The organism is Microbispora sp. GKU 823 (assembly GCF_002027145.1).
In the GTDB taxonomy this organism is placed as follows: Bacteria; Actinomycetota; Actinomycetes; order Streptosporangiales; family Streptosporangiaceae; genus Microbispora; species Microbispora siamensis.
In genome coordinates, this window is record NZ_MWJN01000001.1 from 239778 (window position 1) to 265067 (window position 25290).

The 25290-nt window shown below is 71.7% G+C and carries 28 protein-coding genes, 1 tRNA gene and 2 pseudogenes; 11 read left to right on the top strand and 20 right to left on the bottom strand.

Annotated elements, in window-relative coordinates:
* Positions 1-70: 70 nt before the first annotated feature.
* Both B1L11_RS01085 and B1L11_RS01090 read right to left on the bottom strand, forming a co-directional pair.
* Positions 71-325, bottom strand: a complete 255-nt coding sequence (locus B1L11_RS01085) for a hypothetical protein (protein WP_079312291.1) — start codon at positions 323-325, stop codon at positions 71-73.
* A 47-nt stretch (positions 326-372) separates the two neighbouring features.
* Entirely contained in the window at positions 373-861 is a 489-nt protein-coding gene (locus B1L11_RS01090; protein ID WP_079312293.1) for a hypothetical protein, read from the bottom strand.
* Between the two features lie 173 nt (positions 862-1034).
* Here B1L11_RS01090 and B1L11_RS01095 point away from each other — a divergent pair, with 173 nt between their 5' ends.
* Complete coding sequence (locus B1L11_RS01095) at positions 1035-2339, top strand: deoxyguanosinetriphosphate triphosphohydrolase (protein WP_079312295.1); 1305 nt, start codon at positions 1035-1037, stop codon at positions 2337-2339.
* Positions 2340-2532: 193 nt separating this feature from the next.
* Here the strand turns inward: B1L11_RS01095 and B1L11_RS01100 are convergent, their stop codons facing one another.
* Positions 2533-3381 carry a M23 family metallopeptidase gene (locus B1L11_RS01100; RefSeq protein ID WP_079312419.1) on the bottom strand — a complete coding sequence of 283 codons (849 nt, stop codon included), beginning with the start codon at positions 3379-3381 and terminating at the stop codon, positions 2533-2535.
* 147 nt (positions 3382-3528) lie between these two features.
* On the opposite strand from B1L11_RS01100, the pseudogene dnaG reads away from it, so the two are divergent.
* The 3 genes and pseudogenes from dnaG (at position 3529) to B1L11_RS01115 (ending at position 7683) form a co-directional block, all read left to right on the top strand.
* Positions 3529-5485: pseudogene (dnaG, locus tag B1L11_RS01105) on the top strand (DNA primase).
* Between the two features lie 146 nt (positions 5486-5631).
* On the top strand, positions 5632-6771 hold the full coding sequence (rpoD, locus tag B1L11_RS01110) for an RNA polymerase sigma factor RpoD (protein ID WP_079312297.1): 1140 nt from the start codon (positions 5632-5634) through the stop codon (positions 6769-6771).
* A 228-nt stretch (positions 6772-6999) separates the two neighbouring features.
* Entirely contained in the window at positions 7000-7683 is a 684-nt protein-coding gene (locus B1L11_RS01115; protein ID WP_372974633.1) for a glyoxalase, read from the top strand.
* 104 nt (positions 7684-7787) lie between these two features.
* On the opposite strand, the gene B1L11_RS54430 is transcribed toward B1L11_RS01115, so the two are convergent.
* From B1L11_RS54430 to B1L11_RS01140, 4 genes and pseudogenes are all read right to left on the bottom strand, one after another.
* Complete coding sequence (locus tag B1L11_RS54430) at positions 7788-9248, bottom strand: TSUP family transporter (protein ID WP_372974629.1); 1461 nt, start codon at positions 9246-9248, stop codon at positions 7788-7790.
* Between the two features lie 18 nt (positions 9249-9266).
* Positions 9267-9847, bottom strand: a pseudogene (locus tag B1L11_RS01130) (rhodanese-like domain-containing protein).
* A 51-nt stretch (positions 9848-9898) separates the two neighbouring features.
* Positions 9899-11239 (bottom strand): rhodanese-like domain-containing protein, encoded by a 1341-nt coding sequence (locus B1L11_RS01135; protein ID WP_079312299.1) that lies wholly within the window; start codon positions 11237-11239, stop codon positions 9899-9901.
* Positions 11240-11471: 232 nt separating this feature from the next.
* The gene (locus B1L11_RS01140; protein WP_079312425.1) at positions 11472-11741 is read right to left on the bottom strand and encodes a metal-sensitive transcriptional regulator; all 270 of its coding nucleotides are present in this window, start codon (positions 11739-11741) and stop codon (positions 11472-11474) included.
* 698 nt (positions 11742-12439) lie between these two features.
* On the opposite strand from B1L11_RS01140, the gene B1L11_RS01145 reads away from it, so the two are divergent.
* A tRNA-Asn gene (locus B1L11_RS01145) sits at positions 12440-12512 on the top strand.
* 149 nt (positions 12513-12661) lie between these two features.
* Here B1L11_RS01145 and B1L11_RS01150 read toward each other — a convergent pair.
* Both B1L11_RS01150 and B1L11_RS01155 read right to left on the bottom strand, forming a co-directional pair.
* A complete protein-coding gene (locus B1L11_RS01150; RefSeq protein ID WP_079312301.1) occupies positions 12662-13102 on the bottom strand; it encodes a type II toxin-antitoxin system VapC family toxin in 441 nt (146 codons plus the stop codon).
* Complete coding sequence (locus tag B1L11_RS01155; RefSeq protein WP_218670824.1) at positions 13099-13311, bottom strand: hypothetical protein; 213 nt, start codon at positions 13309-13311, stop codon at positions 13099-13101. Before B1L11_RS01155 ends, B1L11_RS01150 begins: the two co-directional genes overlap by 4 nt.
* 251 nt (positions 13312-13562) lie before the next feature.
* On the opposite strand from B1L11_RS01155, the gene B1L11_RS01160 reads away from it, so the two are divergent.
* Both B1L11_RS01160 and B1L11_RS01165 read left to right on the top strand, forming a co-directional pair.
* Complete coding sequence (locus tag B1L11_RS01160; RefSeq protein ID WP_256862120.1) at positions 13563-14717, top strand: nitric oxide synthase oxygenase; 1155 nt, start codon at positions 13563-13565, stop codon at positions 14715-14717.
* Positions 14718-14755: 38 nt separating this feature from the next.
* The gene (locus B1L11_RS01165) at positions 14756-15526 is read left to right on the top strand and encodes an enoyl-CoA hydratase-related protein (protein WP_079312307.1); all 771 of its coding nucleotides are present in this window, start codon (positions 14756-14758) and stop codon (positions 15524-15526) included.
* 4 nt (positions 15527-15530) lie between these two features.
* Here the strand turns inward: B1L11_RS01165 and galK are convergent, their stop codons facing one another.
* The 4 genes from galK to B1L11_RS01185 form a co-directional block, all read right to left on the bottom strand.
* Positions 15531-16652, bottom strand: a complete 1122-nt coding sequence (gene galK / locus B1L11_RS01170) for a galactokinase (RefSeq protein ID WP_079312309.1) — start codon at positions 16650-16652, stop codon at positions 15531-15533.
* Positions 16653-16768: 116 nt separating this feature from the next.
* Positions 16769-17437 (bottom strand): response regulator transcription factor, encoded by a 669-nt coding sequence (locus tag B1L11_RS01175; RefSeq protein ID WP_079312311.1) that lies wholly within the window; start codon positions 17435-17437, stop codon positions 16769-16771.
* Between the two features lie 52 nt (positions 17438-17489).
* On the bottom strand, positions 17490-18374 hold the full coding sequence (locus B1L11_RS01180) for a sensor histidine kinase (RefSeq protein WP_079312313.1): 885 nt from the start codon (positions 18372-18374) through the stop codon (positions 17490-17492).
* Entirely contained in the window at positions 18353-18535 is a 183-nt protein-coding gene (locus tag B1L11_RS01185) for a hypothetical protein (protein WP_143736803.1), read from the bottom strand. Before B1L11_RS01185 ends, B1L11_RS01180 begins: the two co-directional genes overlap by 22 nt.
* A 200-nt stretch (positions 18536-18735) precedes the next feature.
* Here B1L11_RS01185 and B1L11_RS01190 point away from each other — a divergent pair, with 200 nt between their 5' ends.
* The gene (locus B1L11_RS01190) at positions 18736-19302 is read left to right on the top strand and encodes a hypothetical protein (protein ID WP_079312317.1); all 567 of its coding nucleotides are present in this window, start codon (positions 18736-18738) and stop codon (positions 19300-19302) included.
* 62 nt (positions 19303-19364) lie between these two features.
* Here the strand turns inward: B1L11_RS01190 and B1L11_RS46390 are convergent, their stop codons facing one another.
* The gene (locus tag B1L11_RS46390; RefSeq protein WP_179154923.1) at positions 19365-19505 is read right to left on the bottom strand and encodes a hypothetical protein; all 141 of its coding nucleotides are present in this window, start codon (positions 19503-19505) and stop codon (positions 19365-19367) included.
* A gap of 140 nt (positions 19506-19645) precedes the next feature.
* On the opposite strand from B1L11_RS46390, the gene B1L11_RS01195 reads away from it, so the two are divergent.
* Positions 19646-19837: a TetR-like C-terminal domain-containing protein gene (locus tag B1L11_RS01195; protein WP_079312319.1), complete on the top strand. Its 192-nt coding sequence runs from the start codon at positions 19646-19648 to the stop codon at positions 19835-19837.
* A gap of 50 nt (positions 19838-19887) precedes the next feature.
* On the opposite strand, the gene B1L11_RS01200 is transcribed toward B1L11_RS01195, so the two are convergent.
* The 5 genes from B1L11_RS01200 to B1L11_RS01215 all read right to left on the bottom strand — a co-directional run bounded on the left by B1L11_RS01200 (position 19888) and on the right by B1L11_RS01215 (position 24197).
* A complete protein-coding gene (locus tag B1L11_RS01200; RefSeq protein ID WP_079312321.1) occupies positions 19888-21549 on the bottom strand; it encodes a catalase in 1662 nt (553 codons plus the stop codon).
* Between the two features lie 188 nt (positions 21550-21737).
* Complete coding sequence (locus tag B1L11_RS01205) at positions 21738-22160, bottom strand: VOC family protein (protein WP_079312323.1); 423 nt, start codon at positions 22158-22160, stop codon at positions 21738-21740.
* Entirely contained in the window at positions 22157-23077 is a 921-nt protein-coding gene (locus tag B1L11_RS01210; RefSeq protein ID WP_079312325.1) for a helix-turn-helix domain-containing protein, read from the bottom strand. Before B1L11_RS01210 ends, B1L11_RS01205 begins: the two co-directional genes overlap by 4 nt.
* 65 nt (positions 23078-23142) lie before the next feature.
* The gene (locus B1L11_RS49525) at positions 23143-23376 is read right to left on the bottom strand and encodes a hypothetical protein (protein ID WP_256862121.1); all 234 of its coding nucleotides are present in this window, start codon (positions 23374-23376) and stop codon (positions 23143-23145) included.
* A complete protein-coding gene (locus B1L11_RS01215; RefSeq protein WP_256862122.1) occupies positions 23337-24197 on the bottom strand; it encodes an alcohol dehydrogenase catalytic domain-containing protein in 861 nt (286 codons plus the stop codon). Before B1L11_RS01215 ends, B1L11_RS49525 begins: the two co-directional genes overlap by 40 nt.
* Positions 24198-24290: 93 nt before the next feature.
* Here B1L11_RS01215 and B1L11_RS01220 point away from each other — a divergent pair, with 93 nt between their 5' ends.
* Together B1L11_RS01220 and B1L11_RS49530 are read left to right on the top strand one after the other, a co-directional pair.
* Positions 24291-24728 (top strand): TetR/AcrR family transcriptional regulator, encoded by a 438-nt coding sequence (locus B1L11_RS01220; RefSeq protein WP_256862123.1) that lies wholly within the window; start codon positions 24291-24293, stop codon positions 24726-24728.
* A gap of 17 nt (positions 24729-24745) precedes the next feature.
* Entirely contained in the window at positions 24746-24868 is a 123-nt protein-coding gene (locus B1L11_RS49530) for a hypothetical protein (RefSeq protein ID WP_256862124.1), read from the top strand.
* An 84-nt stretch (positions 24869-24952) separates the two neighbouring features.
* On the opposite strand, the gene B1L11_RS01225 is transcribed toward B1L11_RS49530, so the two are convergent.
* Positions 24953-25273 (bottom strand): HPr family phosphocarrier protein, encoded by a 321-nt coding sequence (locus B1L11_RS01225; protein ID WP_079312327.1) that lies wholly within the window; start codon positions 25271-25273, stop codon positions 24953-24955.
* Positions 25274-25290 lie beyond the last annotated feature (17 nt).

Here is a 25290-nt window from a genome sequence, read left to right on the forward strand (position 1 = left end):
ACGGGCTCGATCACACTCCCTTGAGCTTTACTAGCGGCGCCACCGGGGGAGTGCGGCATATACACGGCCTCTAGACCCACTCCCAGCGGATGCCGCGTACGCCGGGCCGGGCGCCGGTGTCCACCAGGTGAGCGGTCCCGAACGCGTCGACGCGCAGCTCACCGGCGTCCCCGGGCGGCGCCGACGCGTCCGGGGACCAGGTGTGGAAGCACCGCACCGGCAGCCGCCCGCCCGTGAACCGCACCTGCACCAGATGCTGCTCGACCGGGTCGCGCAGGCGCCGGTCGTACCGGTCGGCGGCGGCGACGGCGGTGACGTACTCCACGATGTGGGTCTCGCCGGGGGCGAGCGGGTGCGGGAAGATCAGTTCGGTCAGGGGCCGGTCCCGTCGTCGCCGCCGCGTCCGGGCCGGCAGCCCTCGGTGCGCAGCAGCCGGGTGCCCGGCTGATGGGCGACCACGTACCGGTCCAGGCCCGGCGCGGCGGCCCGCAGCACGACCCGGGCGCTCACCCGGTGCCGCCGGCCGGCGCCCACCACCACCTGCTCGTGGTGGCTGAGCACGGTGAGCGTCTCCGGCCGCCGGCCCCGGGGGCGGGGCGGCCCGAGCAGGCCGATCAGCGCGTACTCCGGCAGGGACAGGATGCCTTCGAGCTCCCGGACCGCGGCCAGCGAGGCGGCCCGCTCGGGCCGGGACCGGCCGCGCTGCCAGTAGCTGAGGCTGGACAGGCTGACATGGACGCCCCGCTCGCGCAGCCGTGCGTGCAGGCGGTCGAGGCTCAGCCCCCGGGCGCGGATGGCCGCCCGCAGGGCACGCTCGAAGGGCCCGGATCGGAGGACCTCCGCGAGCTCGTTGTCCACCACCAGGGCTCCTCCTCGGAAGCGCCAGGGCGGGAAAAACCGAGTATCGCTCGCGACCGCTTACCGGACAAGAGGGCAATCTTCCATCGGACTACCGGATCTGTCGTGAAACAGGACCTTCGCGGGTACGCTCCATTCCCCGCCGCCACGGGGCTTGCCACAGGGAAGGAGGACGCATGGCCCGCTACGACGAGCACGACCAGGCACGGTGGGTGCCGGAGCCGCCCGGCAACCCCGAGCGGAGCGCGTTCGAGCGGGACCGGGCACGCGTGCTCCACAGCGCCTCGCTGCGCAGGCTCGCCGCCAAGACGCAGGTGGTGGCCCCCGCCGACTGCACCGGCCTGCACAGCCCCCGTACGCGGCTGACCCACTCGTTGGAGTGCGCGCAGATCGGCCGGGAGATGGGCAAGGTGCTCGGCTGCGACCCCGACCTGGTGGAGACCGCCTGCCTCGCCCACGATCTCGGCCATCCCCCGTTCGGGCACAACGGGGAGGCCGCCCTTGACGAACTGGCCGCGCCGTGCGGCGGGTTCCAGGGCAACGCGCAGAACCTGCGCCTGCTGACCCGGCTGGAGGCCAAGGTCATCACCGAGGACGGCCGCAGCGCCGGGCTCAACCTCACCCGGGCCGCGCTCGACTCGGTCTGCAAGTATCCCTGGGCCGGGTCGTCCTGCCGGGTCCCCGGCGTCCCGCTCGCCGGCGAGGGCCAGCCCTACTGCGTCTACCCCGACGACCTGCCGGTCTTCCGCTGGGTGCGGGAGGGGGCGCCCGACTACGCGCTCGGCTTCGAGGCGCAGATCATGGACTGGGCCGACGACGTGGCCTACTCGGTGCACGACCTGGAGGACGCGCTGACGTGCGGCCACGTCACCATGGCGGCCCTGCGGGACCCCGAGGAACGGCTGGAGGTGTGCCGCCTGACGAGGGAGTGGTACGCGCCCGACGCCGGCATGGAGGAGCTGTCGGAGACCTTCGCCCGGCTGCTCGCCGAGCCGCTGTGGCCGGCCGCCTTCGACGCCGGGCTCGCCGACCTCGCCGCGCTCAAGCGGCTCACCAGCGCGCTCATCGGCCGGCTGTGCCGCTCCGCCCAGGACGCCACGCGCGAGGCGTACGGCTGCCGTCCCACCCCGGGAGGCAGAGGCGGCCACGACCGGTACGACGCGGACCTGGTGGTGCCGAGGGCCACCCGCCTGGAGTGCGCGCTGCTCAAGGGAGTGACGGCCCGCTACGTGATGTCCCGGGAGGCCCACCACGCCGCCCAGGCCCGGCAGCGCGAGATCATTGCCGAGCTGGGCGACCTCATCCTGCGCGGCGCCCCGGCGACGCTGGAGCCCGCCCTGCGGCCGCAGTTCGAGCAGGCCGCCGACGACGCGGGACGGCTGCGCGCGGTGGTCGACCAGATCGCCTCGCTGACCGACGCCTCCGCGATGGGCTGGCACCGCCGCCTGTCGGCGGCCACGCACCGCCTCAAGGCCGGCTGACCCGCCGCGCCGGGAGAAGCCCTCGGGGGCCGCCCCGGGCCGCCGCGGCAGCGGCTCGTCGTCGGGGTCCGCCACCGGCAACTCCGCGCGCCCGGCGAGTTCCCTTCCGCGTACGACGGCGTAGGGCGCGGCGGTCGCGGTCGAGCTCGCGACGCTCGGTGCGGACGGACCCGCGCCTTGGTGAGCGTCCCGCTCAGAGCGGGATGACCACGACGTCGTCGTCGTTGGCGCCGTTCTTCTTTTTCCTCGTGGGCGGCTTGGTCTCGTCCGGGGTGGGCGTGGGCTGCCCGGACGAGCCGGACCCGCACAGTTGGGTGCAGGGCGGGGTCGCGCCCATCTTCTTGCGCAGCGTGAGCATGTCCTTGCGCGGCGAGACGGTGCGGTTGCCGTCGTCCCAGGCGTCCAGGTAGGGCCACGGCGGCACGATGCCCCGCCGCACCCACCAGTACTGCGGCTCGGCCGGCCACGAGATGGCGAAGTAGAGGTTGCTCGCGGTGTCGCGGGCGTTGCCCGTGTTGCCCACCCGGCCGAGCAGCTGCCCGGCCTTGACCTTGGTGCCCGGCGTGACGTCCTGCTCCACGGAGTCGAGGTGGCCGCCGAGGTACAGCACGCCGTCCTCGCCCTTGATCGTGACGAACCGGCCCTCCCGGTCGGCGCCGCGGTCGGTCGAGGGCGTCCAGAGGTTCTTGACGTTGACCTCCTGGACCACTCCGTCCACCGGCGACACGAACGCGCATCCCTTGGCCGCCCAGATGGTGGTCTTGGGAAGCACGAGCAGCTTGCGGGAGTACGACACCTTGCAGCCCTTGATGGGGAAGGCGTACGTGTAGGGGGACATCTTCGGCGGCGGGACCCGCACCGGCTCGTCCCCCGGTGGAGGCACGATGTGGCCGGGCTGGGAGTCGTCCGTGGCGGCCGTGACGCCGCCTCCCGGCGGGGGGGTGGGCGGCAGCGTGCTCACTCCCGCGACCCCGGCGGGCGCGCCGCAGGACGCCGCGACGAACGCGGCGCCGGCGAGGGCGGCCAGTCTCCCCGATCGCATGATCTCCACCTGGTCGACGTTACCGAACCTTTCCTTTGTAACGGACCAAGCCGCACATCACGACCGGTTCCGGAAAGTCGTGACATGTCCTCGACCGCCCGCGGTGGGGCGTCCGGTCTGTCGGGGGCAGGCTCTAGACTCGCCAGCGTGGCAGGGCGAAGCGGTCGGATCAGTGACGAGGACATCGCGCTCGTGCGGGAGCGCTCGCCGATCGCCGACGTCGTCGGCGAGCACATCCAGCTCCGCAACGCGGGCGGGGGCAACCTGAAGGGGCTGTGCCCCTTCCACGACGAGAAGTCCCCCTCGTTCAACGTCACCCCGGCCCGGGGCTACTACTACTGCTTCGGCTGCGCCGAGGGCGGCGACGTCATCACGTTCGTCCGCAAGATCGAGAACTTGACGTTCACCGAGGCCGTCGAGCGGCTCGCCCAGCGCGCCGGCATCCAGCTCCGCTACGAACAGGGCGGCTACGTGCCCGGTCGCGAGCAGGGCGAGCGGCTGCGGCTGATCGAGGCGCACCGCGCCGCCGCCGAGTTCTACGCCGAGCGGCTGTCCAGCCCGGAGGCGGCCCCGGGGCGGCGCTTCCTGTCCGAGCGCGGCTTCGAACGGGCCGACGCCGAGCACTTCGGCGTCGGTTACGCGCCCAACGAGTGGGAGGCGCTGTCGCGGCACCTGATGGCCCGCGGGTTCACCTCGCAGGAGCTGATCAAGGGCGGCCTGGCCCGCGAGGGCAGGCGCGGCCCCGTCGACCGGTTCCGCGGCCGGCTGATCTGGCCGATCCGCGACATCACCGGCGACGTCATCGGCTTCGGCGCGCGCAAGCTGCTCGACTCCGACGACGGCCCCAAATACCTGAACACCCCCGAGAGCCCGATCTACCACAAGAGCTCGGTGCTGTACGGCGTGGACCTGGCCAAGCGGGAGATCGCCAAGCGGTCCCAGGCCGTCATCGTGGAGGGCTACACCGACGTCATGGCCTGCCATCTGGCCGGCGTGCCGACCGCGGTGGCCACCTGCGGCACCTCCTTCGGGGAGGACCACATCAAGGTCCTGCGCCGGCTGCTGCTCGACCAGGCGGAGTTCCGGGGTGAGGTGATCTTCACCTTCGACGGCGACTCGGCGGGGCAGAAGGCCGCCCTGCGCGCGTTCCAGGACGAGCAGAAGTTCGTCACGCAGACCTTCGTCGCCGTGCAGCCCGACGGCCTCGACCCGTGCGACCTGCGGGTCAAGCAGGGCGACGCCGCCGTGCGCGACCTGATCGCCGGCCGCGAGCCGCTGTTCGCCTTCGCGATCCGCAGCATCCTGTCCCGTTACGACCTCAACACCAACGAGGGCCGCCTGGCCGCGCTCGACGCCGCCGCGCCCGTCGTGGGCTCGATCAAGGACCCGGGGCTGCGCAAGACCTACGTCGTGGACCTCGACCGCTGGCTCGGCTTCATGGACGAGGGCTTCGTGATCCAGCGCGTACAGCAGGTCGTGGGGCGGACGCAGGAGGGCGGGCGCGCCGCGGGTAGACAGCAGGCCCGGCAACAGGGTGGGCAGCAGGGCAGACAGCAGGGGGCGCGCGGTGCCGCGCCCGCGGGGTCCGGCCCGGTGCGGCAGGAGCCGTTGGACCCCGCCGTCCGCCTGGAGGCGGAGGCGCTCAAGCTCGCCGTGCAGCGGCCCGCGCTGCTCGGGCCGGAGTTCGACGCGCTCGGCGCGGCGACGTTCACCCTGCCCGAGCACGTCGCGCTGTACGAGGTCATCCTGGCGGCGGGGGGGGACCGTCGCCGGAGGACCCGGCGGGCGCGAGTGGGTCGACCGGCTGCTGGAGCAGGCAGACGCCGGGACGCCGGACGGGACGGGCGTCGACCTGAGGTCGCTCGTGACCCGGTTCGCGGTCGAGGCCGTGCGCGCCGACGTCAACGTCGAGGAGCGCTACGGCGCGGCCGTCCTGGCCAAGATCCAGGAGGTCGCGGTCGGCCGGGCCGTCGCCCAGGTGAAGTCACGCTTGCAGCGGCTCAACCCCGTCGAGGAGCAGCAGGAGTACAACCGGCTGTTCGGCGAACTCGTGGCGCTGGAACAGCAGCGACGGGTGTTGCGTGAACGCGCCAGCGGGGCCTGAATAAACGTCCCTTTCCAGATCTCACAGCCGCCAAACATATGTTTTGATCTCGATTCGGTATTGACTTCCGCCTTACCTTGGGTGACAAAAATAGGCCTGCCATTTAGTGGTGCCTTTCCTGCACACTGTGTTGCGTGGGTGCATCGGTGCTGCCAAGCAGGCCGCCATCGGTAGACCAGGTGGCGGACCTTGTCGCGAAGGGAAGGGAACGCGGGAGCGTCACGGTTGACGACGTGGCCGCCGCGCTCGACCGATCCGAGTTGCCCGCCGACGCGCTGGAGCGCGTCGTGCGGATGCTCGCCGAGAACGGGGTTGAGGTCCTCGAGCCGCAAGGCGACGAGGAGCCCAGCAAGCCGGACGAGGAGGATATCGGCAAACGCGCTCCGACCAGCGACCTGGTCAGGATCTACCTCAGAGAGATCGGCAGGGTTCCGCTGCTCACCGCCGAGGAGGAGGTGGAACTGGCCAAGGCCATCGAAGCCGGCCTGTTCGCGGAGGACAAGCTCTGTGAGAGTCCCGCCGCCAGGTTCGCCCGGCCGGAGCTGGAAGACCTGGTCTGGGAGGGCGTCCGCGCCAAGCAGCGGCTCATCGAGGCCAACCTCAGGCTCGTGGTCTCCATCGCCAAGCGCTATGTGGGGCGCGGAATGCTGTTCCTGGATCTCATTCAGGAGGGCAATCTGGGTCTCATCCGTGCGGTCGAGAAATTCGACTACACCAAGGGATACAAGTTCTCGACCTATGCGACCTGGTGGATTCGCCAGGCGATCACCCGGGCGATCGCCGACCAGGCGAGAACGATCCGGATTCCCGTGCACATGGTCGAAACGATCAATAAATTGGTCCGCGTGCAGCGGCAGCTCCACCAGGACCTCGGCCGGGAGCCCGCCCCGGAGGAGATCGCCGCCGAGATGGACCTGCCCATCGACCGTGTGGTGGAGATCCAGCGCATCGCGCAGGAGCCGGTCTCGCTCCAGGCGCCCATCGGCGAGGAGGACTCCGACCTCGGCGATTTCATCGAGGACGCCGACGCCGTGGTGCCGATGGAGGCCGCGGCCTTCATCATGCTGCAGGACCAGCTCGACGACATCCTCGCCACGCTGTCGGAGCGCGAGCAGCGGATCATCCAGCTCCGGTTCGGTCTCTCCGACGGCCACCCCCGCACGCTGGAGGAGGTCGGCCGGGAGTTCGGCGTGACCCGTGAGCGCATCCGCCAGATCGAGTCCAAGACGCTGGCCAAGCTGCGCCACCCCACCCGGGCCCAGATGCTCCGGGACTACCTGGACTGACGCCTCGACCGCGGACGAGCGCCTCCCGCCCTCTGGGAGGCGCTCGTCGCGTTATGGGTGTTGCCCGGCGCGGACAGGTGAACGTCGGCGTCCGGTGGCGCGAGGCGGGGCGCTGGAACGATCCATATGCGAGTCGTCCGGCGGGGTGTGACCATCGCCGGGACGACCTGGAAGGTGGATGACGTGAGCGAGCCCGCGATTCGGCCGAACGAGACGACGGTGCCGTTGATGCCGTGCGTGTCAGTGGAGGAGACCCTGGCGTTCTATGAGGCGCTGGGATTCGAGGCGACCTACAAACAGAGCAAGCCCTATGTCTATCTGGCGCTGCAGTGGAGCGGATTTCAGCTGCACTTCGGCCCGGCGCCCAAGGACCTGGATCCGGCCCGGGAGCATTCCGGAGGCTGCCTGGTCCTGGTCGACGCCGTGGCGCCCTATCATGCGGCGTTCGTCGCGGCGATGCGCCGGGTCTACGGGAAGGTGCTGAGCTCCGGCCTGCCGCGGATCACCCGCTACCGGCCCGGCGCGTCCCGGTTCACGCTGATCGATCCGTCCGGAAATTCGATCATCTTCATCCAGCGCGACGAGCCGGCCGAGTTGGAGTACGGCGGCTCGAAGAAGCTGACGGGCCTGGCCAAGGCGCTCGACAACGCCCGGATCCTGCGCGAGTTCAAGAACGACGACCTTCAGGCCTTCCGTGCGCTCAAGTCCGCGGTGCGCAGGCACGGCGCGGACGCCTCGCCGGTCGAGCGGGCCATCGCCCTGTGTCACCTTGCCGACCTGGCCACGGTCCTCGGTGAGCCCACCGATCCCTGGCTCGCCGATCTACGAGGTCTGGAGCTCACGACGGACGACAGGCAGCGCGTCGAGTCGGAACTCGGGCATCTCGCCGGACTCCAGGAGTGGCTCGCCTGAAATGTGTCTGGGGGGAGCGAAGTCGAGACCGTGCCGCCGGATAGCCTCGGGGGTGTTAACGGTCGTCGTACGCTGGCGGTGCCCCCTTGACCTCTCAGAAGCCCTCACTGTCCCGTCTGTTCGGCTCCCGGCTGCCCCGTGAGGTCCGTACGGCTCTCGCCCTGGAGAGCGGCGAGCGCCCGATCAGCCACGCGCCGACGCCGGAGGGCGGCCACCTCGTCGCCACCACCCTGGCGCTGCACCTGCCGGACGGGCCGCGCCTGCCCTGGCACCTGATGGACAAGGCCGTGTGGGACGAGGAGGGCGTGACGGTCACGATGACAGACGGAGCCGTCCACCGGGCCCTCCTGCCGGAGCCGGGCAGGCTGCCGGAGACGATCCGCGAGCGGGTGACTTCGACGATCGTCGCGAGCCGCCATGTGACCATCAACGGCCGCGGGGGAGTGCGCCTGGTCGCGCGCCGCATTCCCGGCTACGACACCCCGCGCTGGGAGTTCATCTTCGACCCCGGGCTCGACGCCGACGACCCGGGCCTGCGCGCCCACGCGGAGCAGGCCCTCGAAGAGGTACGCCGCAGCCTCGGCGTCTGAAGCGGGCGAGCCCGGGCCCGGAATCCGGCTGGGACGCTCGGGCGGTTGTGCACGGAGTCGACGGGGTCGCGGAGCAGGGGCCGTCACGTGCGGTGGAGTTCCCCGGGCGCGCAGGGCGCCGCCGCCCCGGTGGCGCCCCTGGCACAGGAGCAGGTACGCGATCCCCGCCGAGGCGGCCGCGGCGCCGGCCAGCGAGGCGGCGACGCCCCACGCGGTGTGGAACAGCGTGGGCGGCGCCTGCTGGATCAGCACGAACCCGCCCATGACGAGCACGAACCAGCCGAATCCCTTGCGCAGGCGGTCGGCGTGAATGCGCCCGGCGAGCCATCCGCCGAGGAGACCGCCGACGACCGCCGCCGCGGTGACGGGCAGGGCGATCGACCAGTCGATCGGGACGGCCCGCAGGTAGCCGGCCAGCCCGGCGAACGACTTCATCGCGATCACCACCAGGGAGGTGGCGACGGCTGTGCTCATCGGCATGCCGCCGAGCAGCACCAGCGCGGGAACGACCAGGAAGCCTCCGCCGGCCCCGACCAGCCCGGTGACCAGGCCGACGGCGACGCCTTCGACGACGACGTGGAGGATCGGCAGATCCTTGTGGGCCGGTGCGGGCTCGGGCGTCCTGCGGCCGCAGATCATGGCGACGGCGGTGGCCACCATCATCAGCGCGAACCCCGTCAGCAGCACCGCCGCGGGCAGACGCGGCCCGAGCAGGCCGCCGCCGTACGCTCCGGCCATTCCTGCCAGGCCGAAGACCAGGCCGGTCTTCCACCGGATGCGCCCCGCCCTGGCGTGCCCGGCGGCGCTCACCAGGCTGGTCGCGCCGACGACGAACAGGGACATGGCGATCGCGGCCTTGGCCGGGACGCCCGCGACGTAGACGAGCAGCGGCACGGTCAGGATCGATCCTCCGCCGCCGAACAGGCCCAGGGTCAGGCCGACGACGACGGCGCCGGCGAGAGTGAGAGCGGTCATGTCGTTGTCTCGAATCCGTCAGGCGGGGCCGGCGGGGCGGCGGATACAGGCGAGGGCGGCGTCGACATCGCCCGCGCCGCGGTTGTACGGCAGGCGGGCGAGCAGCATGCCCATCGCGCAGGTGTCGGTCAGCCCGGCGAAGACCAGGCCCGCGCCGACGAAGGCGCCGACGAAGCGCGCCCCCGGCAGCCAGAGGTCGGCCACGATGGACGCCAGCACGATGCCGCCCGCGACCAGGCGGACCTGGCGTTCCAGACTCCACCGCTGCCTGCCGCGCGCCACGGGTGCGCCGGAGGCGATCCATGCGTTCATCCCGCCGGTGAGCACGACCGCGTCGGCAGCCCCGCGTCGCAGAGCTTCTTGCGCGCCTGGGTGGCACGGCCGCCGGACTGGCAGACGAGCAGCATCGTGCCGCCGGCGTCGGCGACGATCCGCCGCAGGTGGGCGTCGACCTGGTCGAGCGGCAGGTTGATCGCGCCGCTGATGTGCGCGGTCTCGAACTCGGCGGGGGTCCGCACGTCCACGACCAGCACGTCCGGGTTGGAAGCGATCAGCGCGCGGGCCGTCGTGGTGTCGATGTTCGGGGAATCGGGGTTCATGGCTCTCTTCCCATCGGGAGTTCTGCGTGGGGTCGGGGGTGGTGTTGGCGGTCAGGCCGCGTGGCGGGCCCGCAGTTCGGCGACCACGTCGGGCACGCCGGCGCCGTCGAGCACGACCGGGGTGTATCCCTCACAGGCGAGCAGGGTGGCGGCGATGGCCGCGCGCCGGCCCGATCCGCAGGCCACGAGCACCGGGTGGTCGCGGTCCAACTCGGCGGGGATGCCCTCGGCCACCAGGTCGGGGAGGAAGCGTTCGACGGCTCCTTCCAGGCGTGCGGCCGCGCGCTCGTTCGGCATGCGCACGTCCAGCACCTGGGCGCCGGGCTGGGCCGCCCGCGCGGTGAAGGCCGCCAGGTCCAGCCGTTCGAACGTCGCGGTCGCGGCAGGGCCGAGGTCGCGTACGACGCCGCGTACGGTGTCGATCCCGATCTGCGCCAGCTGGGTCACCGCCTCGGCCGCGTCCTGACCGGGCTCGGCCACCAGCACGATCGGAGACCGGTACGGCAGCAGCCACCCGGCCCAGCTGCCGAAGTCCACGCCGAGCTCGATGCCGATCGAGCCGGGCAGGAAGCCGTCCGCCTGCCTCCCGCGCGGGCGGATGTCGACCACTCGCGCGTCGTGGGGCAGGTCGGCGACGGCCAGTTCGGGTGCCGAGGCCGAGGGCATCGGCGGCACGCCGAGCGTGTTGGCGAGGCCCATGTACTGGTAGAAGGCCGGGATCGGCATGGGCGCGGCGAGCAGTTCGTCGGCCAGACGTTCGGCGTCCTCGACGGCGAGCAAGGGGTTGGACCTGATCTCCTCGCCGATCGTCGAGGTGTAGCGGCCCGCCCCACTCGCGCTGCAGAACGACCCCTCGCCGTGCGTCGGGAACAGCCCGACCCCGGGCGGCAGCGCCGCCATCCGCCGCAGCGAGCCGTGCTGCAGCCGGGCCAGGGTCCGGGCCCGGGCCATGCCGAGCAGGTCGGGCCGGCCCGCCGAGGCCACCAGGAGGCTGCCGCCGGAGAACACCGCGACCGGCTCACCCTCGATGAGCACCAGGTAGCTGGTGTGCTCGGGGGTGTGCCCCGGAGTGTGGATCGGTCGCAGGGACAGGCCGTCCCCGCCCTCGATGTCCTCCAGATGGAAGGCAGGGGTGTGGGGGTAGGCGGGCGCGGCGGCGGCGGGCAGGACCAGCTCGGCGCCGGTGCGCAGAGCCGCCTGCTCGCCGCCCGACACGTAGTCGTTGTGCAGGTGGGTCTCCAGGACGAAACGCAGCTCCACGTCACGCTCGGCCGCCGCCCGCAGGAATCTGTCGATGTCGCGCTGGGGGTCGACGAGCACTCCCTTGCCCTCGTGGGTCAGCAGGTAGGTCTGGTCACCGAGACCCGGAGTGCGGAAGGACACGATCTCCATAGGAACACCTCACTTCTTGATACCCCCAGGGGTATATGACGAGCCCAAAAAAACTGAGGTCAGCCGCCTGCGTCCCCCGTCCGCCCGGGGACCTCCGTCCAAGGTTGGCCAGATACCCCCGGGGGTATCCGCAGGGCATGAAAAGGCGAGCCTTTCCCCTGGGGAAACCGCAGCGACGCGTCAGGCCGGCCGCGTACGGCAGGCATTGCTTGGTTGATTCGCCGGACAGGACCTAGGCGAGGGCCAGGAACAGCTTCTCGAGCTCGGCCATGCTCATCGGAGCCTCCTCGCCCCGTTCCTGTGCGGCGTGACAGTGCCGCAGGCCGCTGGCGACGAGCTTGAATCCGGCCCGGTCGATCGCCTTGGAGACTGCGGCCAGCTGGGTCAGCACCTTGGCGCAGTCCTCGCCCGCCTCGATCATCGCGATCACTCCGGCGAGCTGGCCGTGCGCCCGGCGCAGGCGCGTCACCGCGTCGCCGACCATCGCCTCGTTCATCTGCATGTCTCGTTTATACCCCCGGGGGTACCTTGGGGCAAATCGCTCCGCTCGCGGGCCCCCGGCATCGTGCCGGGGGCCCGCCGCTCGCTCTCCGGGCTGTGGGCTCCGGCGGCGGTCGAGGGCGTGGTCTGCCGGGGGACGGCTCAGGGGGATCTGGTCGGCGCCGGCCGGCCAGCCGGTGGCCGTGCCGACCCGGTCGGACCTGTCGGCCTGCTCCCAGGTCTCCGTCTTCTTCAGGAACGGCACCTTGTCGCCCGCGAAGTCCTTGGCCTTGCCCGCCACCTTCGAGGCCTGGGCGCCGACCAGCCCGGCCGCCTCCTGCACCGTGGGGCTGTCCGCGAACCGCTGTGCGAAACGCTTGATCTGCTCGTAGCGCTCACGCCCGGCCCGCGTGCCGAGGACGTAGCCGACGGCCAGCCCGGTGGCGAACATCGCCTTGTATCGCATCTTCCACCTCCGCGCTCGTGTTCCCCGCCCCCCTACCCCGAGGGCCTGTCTCTATCCAACAGCAGCCGTTCCGGCCCCGCCCGGGCGGGCTCCCGCGGCCGTCCGGGCGCTCTTTGCCGTACGCCGATCAAGACCCGGCGACTCGCGGACGGAATCGATGTGACAGACACCCCCCGGAGTGCGCTAATCTAGTTCCGCGCCGCAAGGAAAGCCGAAAGGCCGGAACGAGCGGAGCAGAGCAGTACAGAGCACGATCCCGTGTAGCTCAATCGGCAGAGCAGCCGGCTGTTAACCGGCAGGTTATAGGTTCGAGTCCTATCGCGGGAGCATTTCACCCCGGGGCGGTGGTCACAGACCACCGCCCCGGGGTTTGTGTGTCCACGTATGGGTCGCCGTAGCAGCGGTCGCGTCCTTCGAGACGTGTGGCCGATCGGGCGAGCGGTGAGTGAGTTGCGCCCCGCCTCTGCCGGACGGGGTCAGGGGTCCGGGATGAGCCAGGAAATGGGCTTTATCTTGGAGAGGCCGACCGCCATGCCGACCAGCTTCAGATCAACCGTCGCGACATCGGTGACGTGCAGGCGTTCGGCCATGGCGATCACCATCGCGTCGACGTACCCCAGCGGAACGTTCACCCTGCGGCGGACCAGTTCCCTGGCACGGTGCAGATCCTCAGAGGTCGGCATGACGATCGCGAAATCCCCGCTGCCGGAACACACCTGGTCGAGCAGGATGGACTCGTACTCGGGACCCTTCCGGTAGTTGTTCCGGATGAAGCCGCAGGTCTCCACGAGCACGGGCTCCGGAATCACCAGCTGGCCAGGCCAGTTCGCCAGTTGCTCGGCGCAACGTGCGTGAAAGCGATCACCGGGGGAAAACGTCGCGATCAGGGGGCCGGAGTCGATGAGCAGCTGCCTCACGCGCTCCGCCTGATCGTCTCGATGGCTTCGATGATCTCCCGGCTGACCCGGGCGTCGGCCAGGACGTCCCGGTAGGTCTTGGAGAAGTCATGTTCCTCGGAGGGGCCGCATCCGACCCAGGGAAAGCGCCGACGCACGGCTTCGTAGTCGATCGGCTGCTCGTCGGTGGCTTCCGCCTTCTCGGTCATGTCGCCAGTGTAGGAAATCACGCTGGGATCCTAGAAGGTCACGTTCGGTCGCGGAGGGATTCCGTGGTGCAACCGTCGGCGCACTGGCCGGGTGGTGTGAGCTTGGGATGCGCCCGGTGTGTGGATTTGGCGGACAAATCCGGGGACTTCGCGGAAAATGTGATCGCCGTGGCCGTACCGGTCGCGGCTGCCGCGGACCACGGACGGCGCAGTGGGGTGAGGGCCACTGCGGAAGGGTGTCACCGCCGGCCCGGAACCGGCGCGGGGCGCCCGTGAGCGCGAAGTGTGTGGCGGTCGTGCTGACTTGGCGTAAATCGAAGAAGACCCCCGAGCCCGTACGGGAGCGTGGGGAGGAGATCGACAGGCGGGAGGCGGAGAACTTCATCCGGCTCCACCACGCGGAGAACCCGGTGGCGGGCCCGGTGGAGGTCCGGCTCCGGGAGGTCCTCGCGGAGATCGACCAGACGGGGACGTACACGCACACCACGGGCGAGCTGGCCTTCGGCGCGCGGGTGGCGTGGCGCAACAGCAACAGATGCATCGGGCGCCTCTACTGGCGGTCGCTGCAGGTTCGTGACCGGCGGCACGTGGACACCGCCGACGGCGTGGCCGAGGAGTGCGTCGAGCACCTGAGGGCGGCCACCGGGAAGGGCAGGATCCGCCCCACGATCACGGTGTTCGCCCCCGACCGGCCGGGGGAGCGGGCGCCGCGGATCCTCAACGACCAGCTCATCCGCTACGCCGGGTACGTACGCGAGGACGGCTCGGTCCTCGGCGACCCGGCGAACGCGGAGATCACCGAGCGGGCCCTGCGGATGGGCTGGCGGGGGGAGGGCACGAGGTTCGACGTCCTGCCGCTGGTCGTGGAGGCCAAGGGCGCCCTGGTCCTGCGAGAGGTGCCGCGCGAGGTGGTCCTGGAGGTGCCCCTCCGGCACCCGGCCTTCCCGTGGTTCGCCGACCTGGGGCTCAAGTGGCACGCCGTGCCGGCGATCTCGAACATGGCGCTGGAGATCGGCGGGGTCACCTATCCGTGCGCGCCGTTCAACGGCTGGTACATGGGCACCGAGATCGGCGCGCGCAACCTCGCCGACCGGGACCGCTATGACCAGCTCCCGGTGGTGGCCGAGCGGCTCGGCCTCGACACCTCCCACGATCGGACGCTCTGGCGCGACCAGGCCCTGGTGGAGCTCAACGTCGCCGTGCTGCACTCCTTCGCGGAGGACGGCGTCACGATCACCGATCACCACACCGAGGCGCGGCGGTTCCTGACCCATCTGGAGCGGGAGGAGCGCAGCGGGCGCGTCTGCCCCGCCGACTGGTCCTGGATCGTGCCGCCCCTGTCCGGCGCCGCGACGCCGGTCTTCCACCGCTACTACGAGGACGTACGGCTCACGCCGGCCTACGTCCACCGCCCGCCCCTGATGTAGAACCATGTAGAACATAGTTCGGGTTAAGGAGGGCGACGATGGTGGTGCTGTCCGAGGACGACGGCGGTGTGCGGATCCTGACGTTGAACCGGCCGGAACGGCTGAACGCCTGGACCGCCGAGATGGGACGGCGCTACTTCGACCTGCTGGAGGAGGCCGACCGTGACCCGTCCGTACGGGCGATCGTGGTGACCGGCGCGGGGAAGGGCTTCTGCGCCGGGGCCGACTTCGCGGACCTGACGGCCATCCAGTCCGGCGACTACACGGATGAGCAGGACCCGCGGCCCAACACGTTCCCCACCACCCTGCGCACGCCGGTGGTCGCGGCGGTCAACGGCGCGTGCGCCGGTCTGGGGATGGTCCACGCGCTCGTGTGCGACGTGGTCGTCACGGCCGACGACGCCAAGTGGACGACCGCGTTCTCCCGGCGCGGGCTCGTCGCCGAGTGGGGCCTGGGCTGGATCCTGCCGCGGCTGGCGGGGCAGGCGCGGGCGATGGACCTGCTGCTGTCCGGCCGGGTCTTCACCGGCGCGGAGGCCTGCGCCATGGGCCTCGCCGTACGGGCGGTGCCGGGGGAGCGGCTGCTCGCCGAGGCCGTCGCGTACGCGAAGGAGCTGGCCACCCAGTGCTCGCCCGCCTCGATGGCGATCATCAAGCGGCAGATCTGGGGCGGCTGGCAGGCTGGGCTCGACGAGGCCAGGGACGAGGCCGTACGGCTGATGATGGAGTCGTTTCGGCGGCCGGACTTCGCCGAGGGAGTGGCGAGCTTCCTCGAACGCCGGCCGCCGGACTTCCCGCCTCTTGCGTGATACCTCAGCGGACGCGGTGGGCGCCCGCCGCCGGGGTGGCAGGCAGGAACGTCGGCGCGGCCCAGCCGCGCTCGGCGTAGGCCTGCTCCACGGTGGTGCGGACCCGGTCCACCCGGTCGTCGGCGACGAGCGCGATGGCCGAGCCGCCGAAGCCGCCGCCGGTCATCCGCGCGCCCCGCGCGCCGCCCTTGACCGCGCCCTCCACCGCCACGTCCAGCTCGGGGCAGGAGACCTCGAACTGGTCGCGCAGCGACAGGTGGGAGGCGTTGAGCAGGGCGCCGATCTCCTGTACGGCTCCCGCCCGCAGCAGCCCGATGACGGCCTCCACCCGGTGGTTCTCGGTGACGACGTGCTGGGTGCGGGCCCGCTCATCGCCGCTGAGCCTGGACAGGGCCGCGGTGAGGTCGGTGACGTCCCGCAGCGACGGGACGCCGAGGTGCTTGGCCGCGTTCTCGCAGTCCTGGCGCCGCTTGGCGTACTGCCCGTCGGCCAGTTCGTGGTGCACGCCGGTGTTGATGATGAGGATCTGCAGGCCGTACGCCGACAGGTCGAACGGAACGGCGCGGCTGGCCAGCGAGCGGCAGTCGAGGAACAGCGCGTGCCCCTCCTTGCTCAGCGCGGAGGCCGCCTGGTCCATGATCCCGCACGGCATGCCGACGAACTCGTTCTCGGCCTTCTGACACAGCTTGGCCAGCGCCATCGGCTCCAGGCCCAGGCCGTACAGGTCGTTCAGAGCGAGCCCGACGGACACCTCCAGCGCCGCGCTCGAGGACAGCCCGGCGCCCTTGGGCACGTCGCCGTCGATCACGATGTCCGCGCCGCGCACCGGCAGCCCGGCGCCGCGCATCGTCGAGACGACTCCGGCGGGGTAGCGGGCCCAGCCCTCGGCCCGTTCGACGTCCTCCAGCACCTGCTCCTCGCCGGGGGCCTGGAGCGAGGAGATCCGGACGGTGAGGTCCTCGCGGGGGCTGACCGCCGCGGTGACGCCCCACGGCACCGCGAACGGCAGCACGAAGCCGTCGTTGTAGTCGGTGTGCTCTCCGATCAGGTTGACCCTGCCGGGCGCGTGCCAGACTCCGGCGGGCTCGCCGCCGTACGCCTGCCGGAAAGCATCAATAACGCGCATAGTCGCACACTCCTCAACATCGCAGCCTCCCCGTAGGGTAGCGACTCAGGTGCCCGTGCGGTTAAGCGAGAGACGCCGTCCTCGCCTGCACGTGGACAGGGCCGGGCGGGGACCGGTCAGCGGGGAGCCGGGTTGTCCCCCGGCCGCACGAGGCCGGTCTCGTAGCCGAGGATCACCGCCTGCACCCTGCCGCGCAGGTCCAGCTTCCGCAGCACCGCCGCGACGTGCGTCTTCACCGTGGTCTCGGCCAGGTTGAGCGCCTCGGCGATCTCGGCGTTCGACCTGCCGTAGGCGAGCTGGCGCAGCACGTCGAGCTCCCGCCCGGTCAGGACGCCCAGCCGGTCGGACGTCTCCGCCGGGCGGCGCGCCGCGTGTTCCTCGACGATTCTGCGCGTCAGCACGGGGTCGAGCAGCGCCTCGCCGTGGACGGCGGTCCGCACCGCGTGCAGCAGATGCGCCCTCGGCGTCGACTTCAGCAGGAACCCGCAGGCCCCGGCGTTCAGGGCGGCGTAGAGGTACTCGTCCCGGTCGAACGTGGTCAACATGATCACGCGGATGGCCAGCCGGGAGTCCGCCAGGATGCGCCGGGCGGCGGCGATGCCGTCCACGCCCGGCATCCGGATGTCGAGGAGGGCCACGTCGGGCCGGTGTAGCAGGGCCTCGCGGACCGCCTGCTCCCCGTCGGCCGCCTCCGCGACCACTTCGACGTCCTCCTGCGCCTCGAGGATCATCCGCAGGCCGAGCCGTACCAGCTCCTGGTCGTCGGCGAGCAGGACGCGGATCATGTGCGGAGCCTGGCTCGGACCCGGAAGCCGCCCTCCGGGGCGGGCCCCGCGGTCACCGAGCCCCCGACCAGGCCCGCCCGTTCGGCCATGCCGCGCAGACCCCGGCCCGACCCCGGGACCGCGGGGAGCCCGGGCCGTGCCCGTCGTCGGCCACCTCGACGACCAGCTCGCCCTCCGCGTACTCCGTCCGCAGGGCGATCTCCCGGGGTGCGCCGTGCCGTACGGCGTTGGTGAGCGCCTCCTGCACGATGCGCCTGGCCGCGTCGGCCACGGCGGGCGGCAGGGGTCTGGCCTCGCCCGTCTCGGTGATCCGTACGTTCACGCCGAGCCGCCGGACGCCGTCGACGAGGTCGGACACCTTCAGCCGGGCCGGCTCGGAGTTGAGCGTCGACAACATGGTGTGCAGGTCGGCGATGGCGGCACGACCGGTGCCGGCGACGGCCTCCACCGCCTGCGCGGCCCGGTGCGGGTCGCGCGGCAGGATCTCCGCCGCCGCCTCGGCCTGCACGACCATGAGGCTGATCCCGTGGGAGATCACGTCGTGCAGGTCGCGGGCGAGGCGGGCCCGTTCCTCGGCGGCCGCGAGCGCCTTCGCCGCGGCCTGTTCGCGTTCGAGTGCGTCCGCGCGTTCCCGGGTCAGGCGCAGGTTCTCCGCCCGCTGACGGGCCAGCCACCCCACGAGCGCGGCCCCGCCGAAGTAGACGACCGGATAGACGAGCCCGAGCGCGCCGTCCGCCCCGCTGCGGATCTGCTGGAAGGCCATCGCGGAGATCGTCACGGCCAGCGCGCCGTAGCACGTGAGAGCCTGCCGCGCCGTGCCGTACCTGGCCAGGGCCGAGCAGAGCACCATGCAGGCGAGGAACGTCGCGAAGGGAGGCGTGCCGAGGAGCGCGGCGAGGACGCCGACACCGGCGATCACCCCGGCGGCCGCGAGCACGAGCCGCCCGGAATCAGCGCGAGCGCCCCGATGGCGAGCGCCGACGCCAGCACGGCGGGGGCGAGCCGGCCCGGCGGCGGCTCGGCGAGCAACTGCGCCAGGCCGACCACCCCGAGGGCAGCCGCGATCAGAGGGTGGAGAGCGCCACGCCAGCCGGACATGGCAGGACGATAACCGCAGCGGCCCGCGCCGGACAGCCGCCGCACGGACGACCTTCTCCTCCTCGCGGACGAGGCGGCCCGGCCGGGCGCGCCGAGGAGACTCCCCGCGGGCGCCGGAACCGCTCCCGAGGCCGAGGAGCGGCGGGCCTCGCGCCGCCTAGCGTCCTGGCAACGATCCGCTTCTCCCGGGAGGTCCGTCCATGACCACTCTCACCGTTCCCGCCACCCGCGCGGCGCGCGGAGCCGCGCTCGCCGCCGGGCCGTCCGCCGTCGTCTCCCTGGCCCTGACGGCCGCCGCGATCGCCCGGGGCGGCGACAACGCCGCGATCGCCCGGTCCCCGCTGGGGATCGCGGCCGCGGTCGTGGGACTGATCAGCCTGATCGCACTCGCGGTCGCCCTCGTCGACCTCCTGCGCCGCACCGACCGGTTCACCACCGGGGCGGGCAGACCGGCCTGGCTCCTGGCTTTCGCCGGGACGATTATGACGGCCGGCGGGCAGTGGGACGCGGTCTTCCTCGTGCCGGGCCTCGCCGCCAAGGCGCCGCAGATCGCCGACACGGGGCTCGACACCGTGACGGTCGGCTATCTCCTGTCGTTCGCGCTGCTCGCGCTGGGCTGGGTCGCCGTCGCGGCCGTGCTCGTCCGGGCACGCGTCCGGACCGCCTGGCTCCTGGCCGTCGGCGCGGTCCTGTGCCTCGGCCCGCTGCCCGTCCGCTGGTTCGTCCTCGCGATCGCCGTCTCCCTGGTCGGCGGACGGTCCCGCTGACGCGGGTGTGGGGCGTGCCGCCATGGCACGCCCCACACGGTCACCGAGCGGGTGATGCGGCGTTACGCGAAGAAGCCGATCACCCGGCTGATGCGGTCGTCCGTGAACTCCACATAGTCGTACCCGGTCGCGACGGCGTCGTCCGAGCCGGGGGCGCCGAGCAGCCAGGTGAACAGCGCCGTGTCGTGATGGGCGTTGATCACCGCGCCGAGCCGGAAGACGAGGTCGCCGAAGCCCTCCTGCGCCCGGGAGATGGCCGCGGGTCGCCGCGGCGTGGTCGCGGGCGGAGCCCCTCCAGCCGCCCGGCCGCTCCTACGTCTGGGAGGGTTTCGACCCGGATCTGGTGGTCCACGTTCGGGAGAAGTTCCCGGATCTGCCTCCGGCGGCCGTCGCGCTCGCGCTCCGGGTGTGGGGCCGCATGCACGGCCTGGTGGCCCTGGAGATCTACGGGCACCTGCGCACGCTCACCAACGAGCCCGCCGCCGTGTATCGCGACGAGATGACCGACCTGATCCGCTCCCTCGGCCTCATGTGAAAGGCCCGGCGCGGGGATTCCCGGCCGGGCCCTGATCCGCACGGCGGATCTCACATGGCGGGTACGACCGCCCGCTCGTCGGGGACGCAGTGCGTCATCTTCAGACCCGAGACGTCGCGCGGGCCGTTCTTGCCGAGGTTGGACAGGCGCTCCCTGTCCTCGTCGGTCAGGTCCTGGCTCGCCAGCGGCTCCAGGTGCTTGACGTCGTCCGGCGTGATGCCGAGCCCCTCGCCGACGCGCAGCCCGAGGTCGTCTTCCACCAGCAGGAAGTGCCAGACCATGCGCTCCTGGATCGGCCGGTCGCACCGCGACAGCATGGTGACGAAGTTCTCCACCAGGTCGTCGCGCTCCCACTGCTCCATGAGCAGGTAGCGCTGGCCCGCCTGCTTGTAGTCGTTGGTCCGCGGGATGCGCTTGCGGGTGAGCCTTCCGACGATCTCCGGGCCCTGCTCGTCGTGCGTCGGGAACTGCCCCTCGCGCAGCCCGCCGGTGATCGAGGGCTCGTAGTTGACGTGCGGGTTCTCGCCCCCCTGGTCCTGCCGGTAGGTCATGAGGCCGTCGCGCTGGTTGGTCCGCACGTCGGCGTTCTTGGCCTGGTTGACCGGCAGTTGCAGGTAGTTCGGCCCGACGCGGTAGCGCTGGGTGTCGCTGTAGGAGAACGTGCGGCCCACCAGCATCTTGTCGTCGGAGAAGTCCAGCCCGTCGACGAGGACGCCGGTGCCGAAGGAGATCTGCTCGTTCTCGGCGAAGACGTTGTCCACGGTCCGGTTCAGGACCATCCGGCCGACCGGCTTGGCCGGGAAGTCGTTCTCCGGCCAGACCTTGGTGTCGTCCAGCGGGTCGAAGTCCAGCTCGGGGTGCTCGTCGTCGCTCATCATCTGGACGAGCAGCTCCCACTCCGGGTAGTCGCCGCGCTCGATGGCGTCGTGCAGGTCCTTCGTCGCGTGGCCCAGCTCGTGGGCCTGGATGCGTGCGGCGTCCTCGGCCGTCATGCTCCTGACCCCCTGCTTGGGCATCCAGTGGTACTTCACCAGCACGGTCTCGCCCCGGTCGTTCACCCACTTGTAGGTGTTCACCCCGAAGCCCTGCATGTGCCGGTAGTCCGCCGGGATGCCGCGCGGGCTGAACAGGTTGACGATCATGTGCATGGTCTCCGGGCTCTGCGACATGAAGTCGAAGATCCGGTTCGGCTCCTGCCGGAAGGTGACCGGGTCCGGCTTGAGCGCGTGGATCACGTCGGGGAACTTGATGGCGTCGCGGATGAAGAACACCGCGAGGTCGTTTCCGACGAGGTCCCAGTTGCCGTCCTCGGTGTAGAACTTCACCGCGAACCCGCGCGGATCCCGGGCGCACTCGGACGAGTCGCGCCCACCGATCACGGTCGAGAACCGCACCGCCACGTCGGTGCGCTTGCCGGCTTCCTGGAACAGCTTCGCCCTCGTGAACCGGGCGATCGGCTCGTCGCCCCACATGCCGTACGCCTCGAAGAAGCCGTACGACGTCGTGCCGCGCGCGTGCACCACCCGCTCCGGGATGCGCTCCCGGTCGAAGTGGCTCATCTTCTCCAGGAACTGGTAGTTCTCGAGAGTGGCCGGGCCACGCGCGCCTACCGTCCGCTGGTTCTGGTTGTCGTAGACCGGGTGCCCTTGACGGTTGGTCAGCACCGGACGCTCGTCCCCGGGCTCCGGTCCCTTGCTCGAGACGTCCGTCATGGGACGGCTCCTCTCGCTATTTGATCTCGTTTGAGCTGTTTGTCCTCTTCAATACCTCCCTTTCCGCTTTTTGCCGTGGTATTCGTCTCGACGCCCTCAGGAGAGGAGATCCAGCAAAGGCAGGTTCCGGCGGTGATCACGCCCATCCCGCGCACCGCCGAACCATGGTGGGGAGTCAGTCCCCTGCCTCAGCCCGCAGTGGAGGCCTTCCGCGGCTCGCCCCGGTAGGTGCCGAACGACCAGAGGTTGTCCTCCGGATCGCGGACGGCGAACTCGCGGGACCCGTAGTCGGTGTCGTGCAGTTCCTGGACGACCCGCGCCCCCGCGGCGGTCGCCCGGGCGAACAACGCGTCCGGATCGTCGGTCACGGCGTACGCGCCGAAGGAGCCGGGCGTGAGGTTCCACTTGTCGTCCGGCGTGTCCCGTACGCTGCCCAGCATGATCCCGCCGCCGTGCGGCCAGGAGAGCTGGGCGTGGTCGACGCGGTCGCCCTCGCCGTACACGGCGGTCTCCTCGAAGCCGAACGCCTCGACGAGGAAGGCGATCAGGGCGCGTGCGTCCCTGGCCCGCAGCGTGGGCCATACCTGAGGTGCTGGTGTGGTGTCGTTCATGCCACCGAGTCTGGCGAGCCGTCCCCCGTCCCGGCTTGGACGTTTCGGAACTGCACGCCGTCCTCCGTCAGCCACCGGCTGGGCGAGCAGCCGGCGAGGGCGCCGAACTCGCGGGCGAGGTGCGCCTGGTCGTAGAACCCGCACTCGGCCGCCGCGTCGGCCAGCGTGAGCCGCCGTCCGGACGCCGCCGCGCTCTGGAGCAGGCGCCTGGCCCGGTCGAACCGCACCACCCGCGCCGCCTCCTTGGGCGACAGTCCGATCTCCTCCCGGAACCGGCCGTTGAGGTGCCTGGTGCTCCAGCCCGCGTCGCGGGCGAGACCGGACACGGTGACCTGTCCGCCGGTGGCCAGCATGCGCCGCCACGCCCGCGCCACCTCGGCCGGGTGCGCCCGCGTCGGGCGGGCGTGCCGGGACAGGACCGTGTCGAGGACCGCGAAGCGCTCGTCCCAGCCGGACGCCTCCAGCAGGCGCTCGCGCAGCTCGCCCGCCAGCCGGCCGAGCACCTCGGCGCCGTCCAGGTCGAGCCCGGACAGCTCCCCGGCGGGCAGCCCGAGCAGGGCCCGCGCGCCGAGCGGCGTCAGCGCGAGCTGCACGCCCGACTGCCGCCCGTCGTGCGTGATCAGCGCCGGACTGGTGTGCAGCCCGCCGACCAGCGTGTCGTACGACCCGGGCGGGGTGCGCGGATCGGGGTGCGCCGCGACGACGAGCGGGTCGTCGAGCGTGACGATCATCGTCAGGTAGGGCGACGGCAGGCCGCGATGCGTGGCCGGGGGGACTCCGGCCTCGCGATAGCCGCTGTACCACGCGACCAGCGGACGCAGCGCGGGAGCGGGCCGCCGGTGGAGAAAGAACCGGTGCAGGAAGCGTGACTCGTCGCGTTCGTCCGCGTCCGCCGTCCGCCGTGTCCGCGCCGCCATCGGCTGGTCCTCCTTCCCGCCCTCCCAGTCTCCACGAAGGGGAGCGCGCTGTGGAGCGGCCGCGGTTATGAGCCGGCGGGCTGGTCGAGGTCGGACAGGTCGAGCACGAAGCGGTAGCGGACGTCGCCGCGGCCAAGGCGGTCGAGTGCCTCCTGAACGCGCGCCGAGGGCAGCACCTCGACGTCGGCCGTAATGGCGTGGTCGGCGCAGAAGTCCAGCAGCTCGCCGGTGTGGCGGCGGCCGCCGGTGCCCGAGGAGGTCAGCTTCTTGCGGCCCTGAACCAGGTCGAGGATCCGCACCGCCTGCTCCAGGGGGTAGCCGAGCAGGGCGAGGGTGCCGTCCAGGGCCGCCATGCGCAGCAGCGGGGACAGGTCGTGCGCGACGGGGATGGTGTCCAGGATGAGGTCGAACCTGCCGCGTGCCCGCTGAGTCTGCCGGTCGAGTCGGTCGGTGGCACCAGGATGTCGACCGCTCCGAGCTTGTGGGCGTCGGCGCCTTGGCGGATGTGCGGCTGAGGACGGTGACCTCGGCGCCCACTCGGCGGCCCAGCTTCACCCCAGGTGCCCCAGCCCGCCGAGGCCGGCCACGGCGACCCGGCTCCCGGGCCCGATCCCGGCCGTGCGCAGGGGCTCCCAGACGGTGACCCGGCGCACATCAGCGGGGCGGCGGCGGCCTGGTCGAGCCCGTCCGGCAGGTGGTAGGCGAACCGGTCGCGTACCACGTACTCGCGGCTGTAGCCGCCCTGGGTCCTGGTGCCGTCGACGCGGTCGGTCCCGCCGTAGGTGGTGACGGGGCCCTCGTAGCAGAAGTTCTCCTGTCCGATCCGGCACATCTCGCAGACCCCGCACGAGTCGACGACGGTCCCGACCGCGACCCGGTCGCCCACCGAGAACTCGGTAACCGCGACGCCGACGGCGGTGACCGTGCCGGTGAACTCGTGGCCGGGCACCAGAGCGCCCTCGCCGAGAAGGCCGCCGATCCGGTGCAGGTCGCTGTGGCACACGCCGCAGTAGTCGACGCGGACCGCGAGGTCGTCGTCGCGCAGGTCGCGGCGCTCGACCCGGACACGCCGCAGCGCGGTGGCGCCCCCAGTGCTCATCCAGCCGGTGGTGGTACGCATGAATCCTCCAAACAGACTATTCGGTCTGTTTTTCAGCGTAGGGCACACTCGACCGAGAAGTAAACCGACTAGTCTGTCTGCTAGGCTGAGGTCATGCCCGAGCTGCCGACCACACCGAAGGGTGCCGCGACCAGGCGCCGGATTCTGGACGCGGCCGCCGAGGAGTTCGCGCAAAGAGGCATCGCCGGCGCCAGGATCGACCGCATCACCGCCACCGCACGCACCAACAAAGCCCAGGTCTATGGCTACTTCGGCAGCAAGGACGGCTTGTTCGACGCGGTGATCGCCGACCACGCCGACCGGCTCATGAGCGCCGTCGCCTTCGACGCCGACGACCTGCCCGGCTGGGCCGTGGGAATGTACGACGAGAACCTGCGCCATCCCGAACTGGTCCGCCTCATGGCCTGGCTGCGGCTGGAACGACGTCCGACAGGACGCCTCACCGACACCCCCCGCGACGAACCGAAACTCGCCGCCATCGCCGCCGCCCAGGCCGCCGGACGCTCCGCCAGGGCGACCCCCTCGACCTGATCGCCCTGGTCATCGCCATGGCCTGTGCCTGGTCCCCGGCCAGCGGCTTCTACGCCGCCACCGCGGATGAGCCCGCCGCCGACCACGACCGCCGCCGGGCCCTCCTGCGCGAGTGCGTCGCCCGCGCCGTCGCTCCCTGACCGAACACCCACCTACCGTCCAGGACGGGATGCCCGGCCGAGCGGCCGGGCATCCTCGGCACCGGTCAGGCGGCCCCCGGCGGCTCAGACGGCCCCGGAAGCCTCGGCGGCTCCGGGGTCCGCGGCCCCCTCGGCCCCTTCGGCGTCGAGGTCGCGGGACAGCAGGTCCACGAGGGCGGCCAGGGCCTCCTCCGCCCCCGGGCCTTCGGCCTCCAGGGTGACCTCGGTGCCGTGCCCGGCCCCGAGGGTGAGCACGCCCAGCATGCTGTTGGCGGGGACGGCCTTCCCGTCGCCCACGCGGATGCGCACGGGCGCCGTCTGCCGCGCCGCCGCCTCGACGAAGATCTTGGCGGGGCGGGCGTGCAGGCCGGAGCGCGAGGCGACCGCCACTGTCCTTTCCGGCATCGGCTTCCTCTCAGATC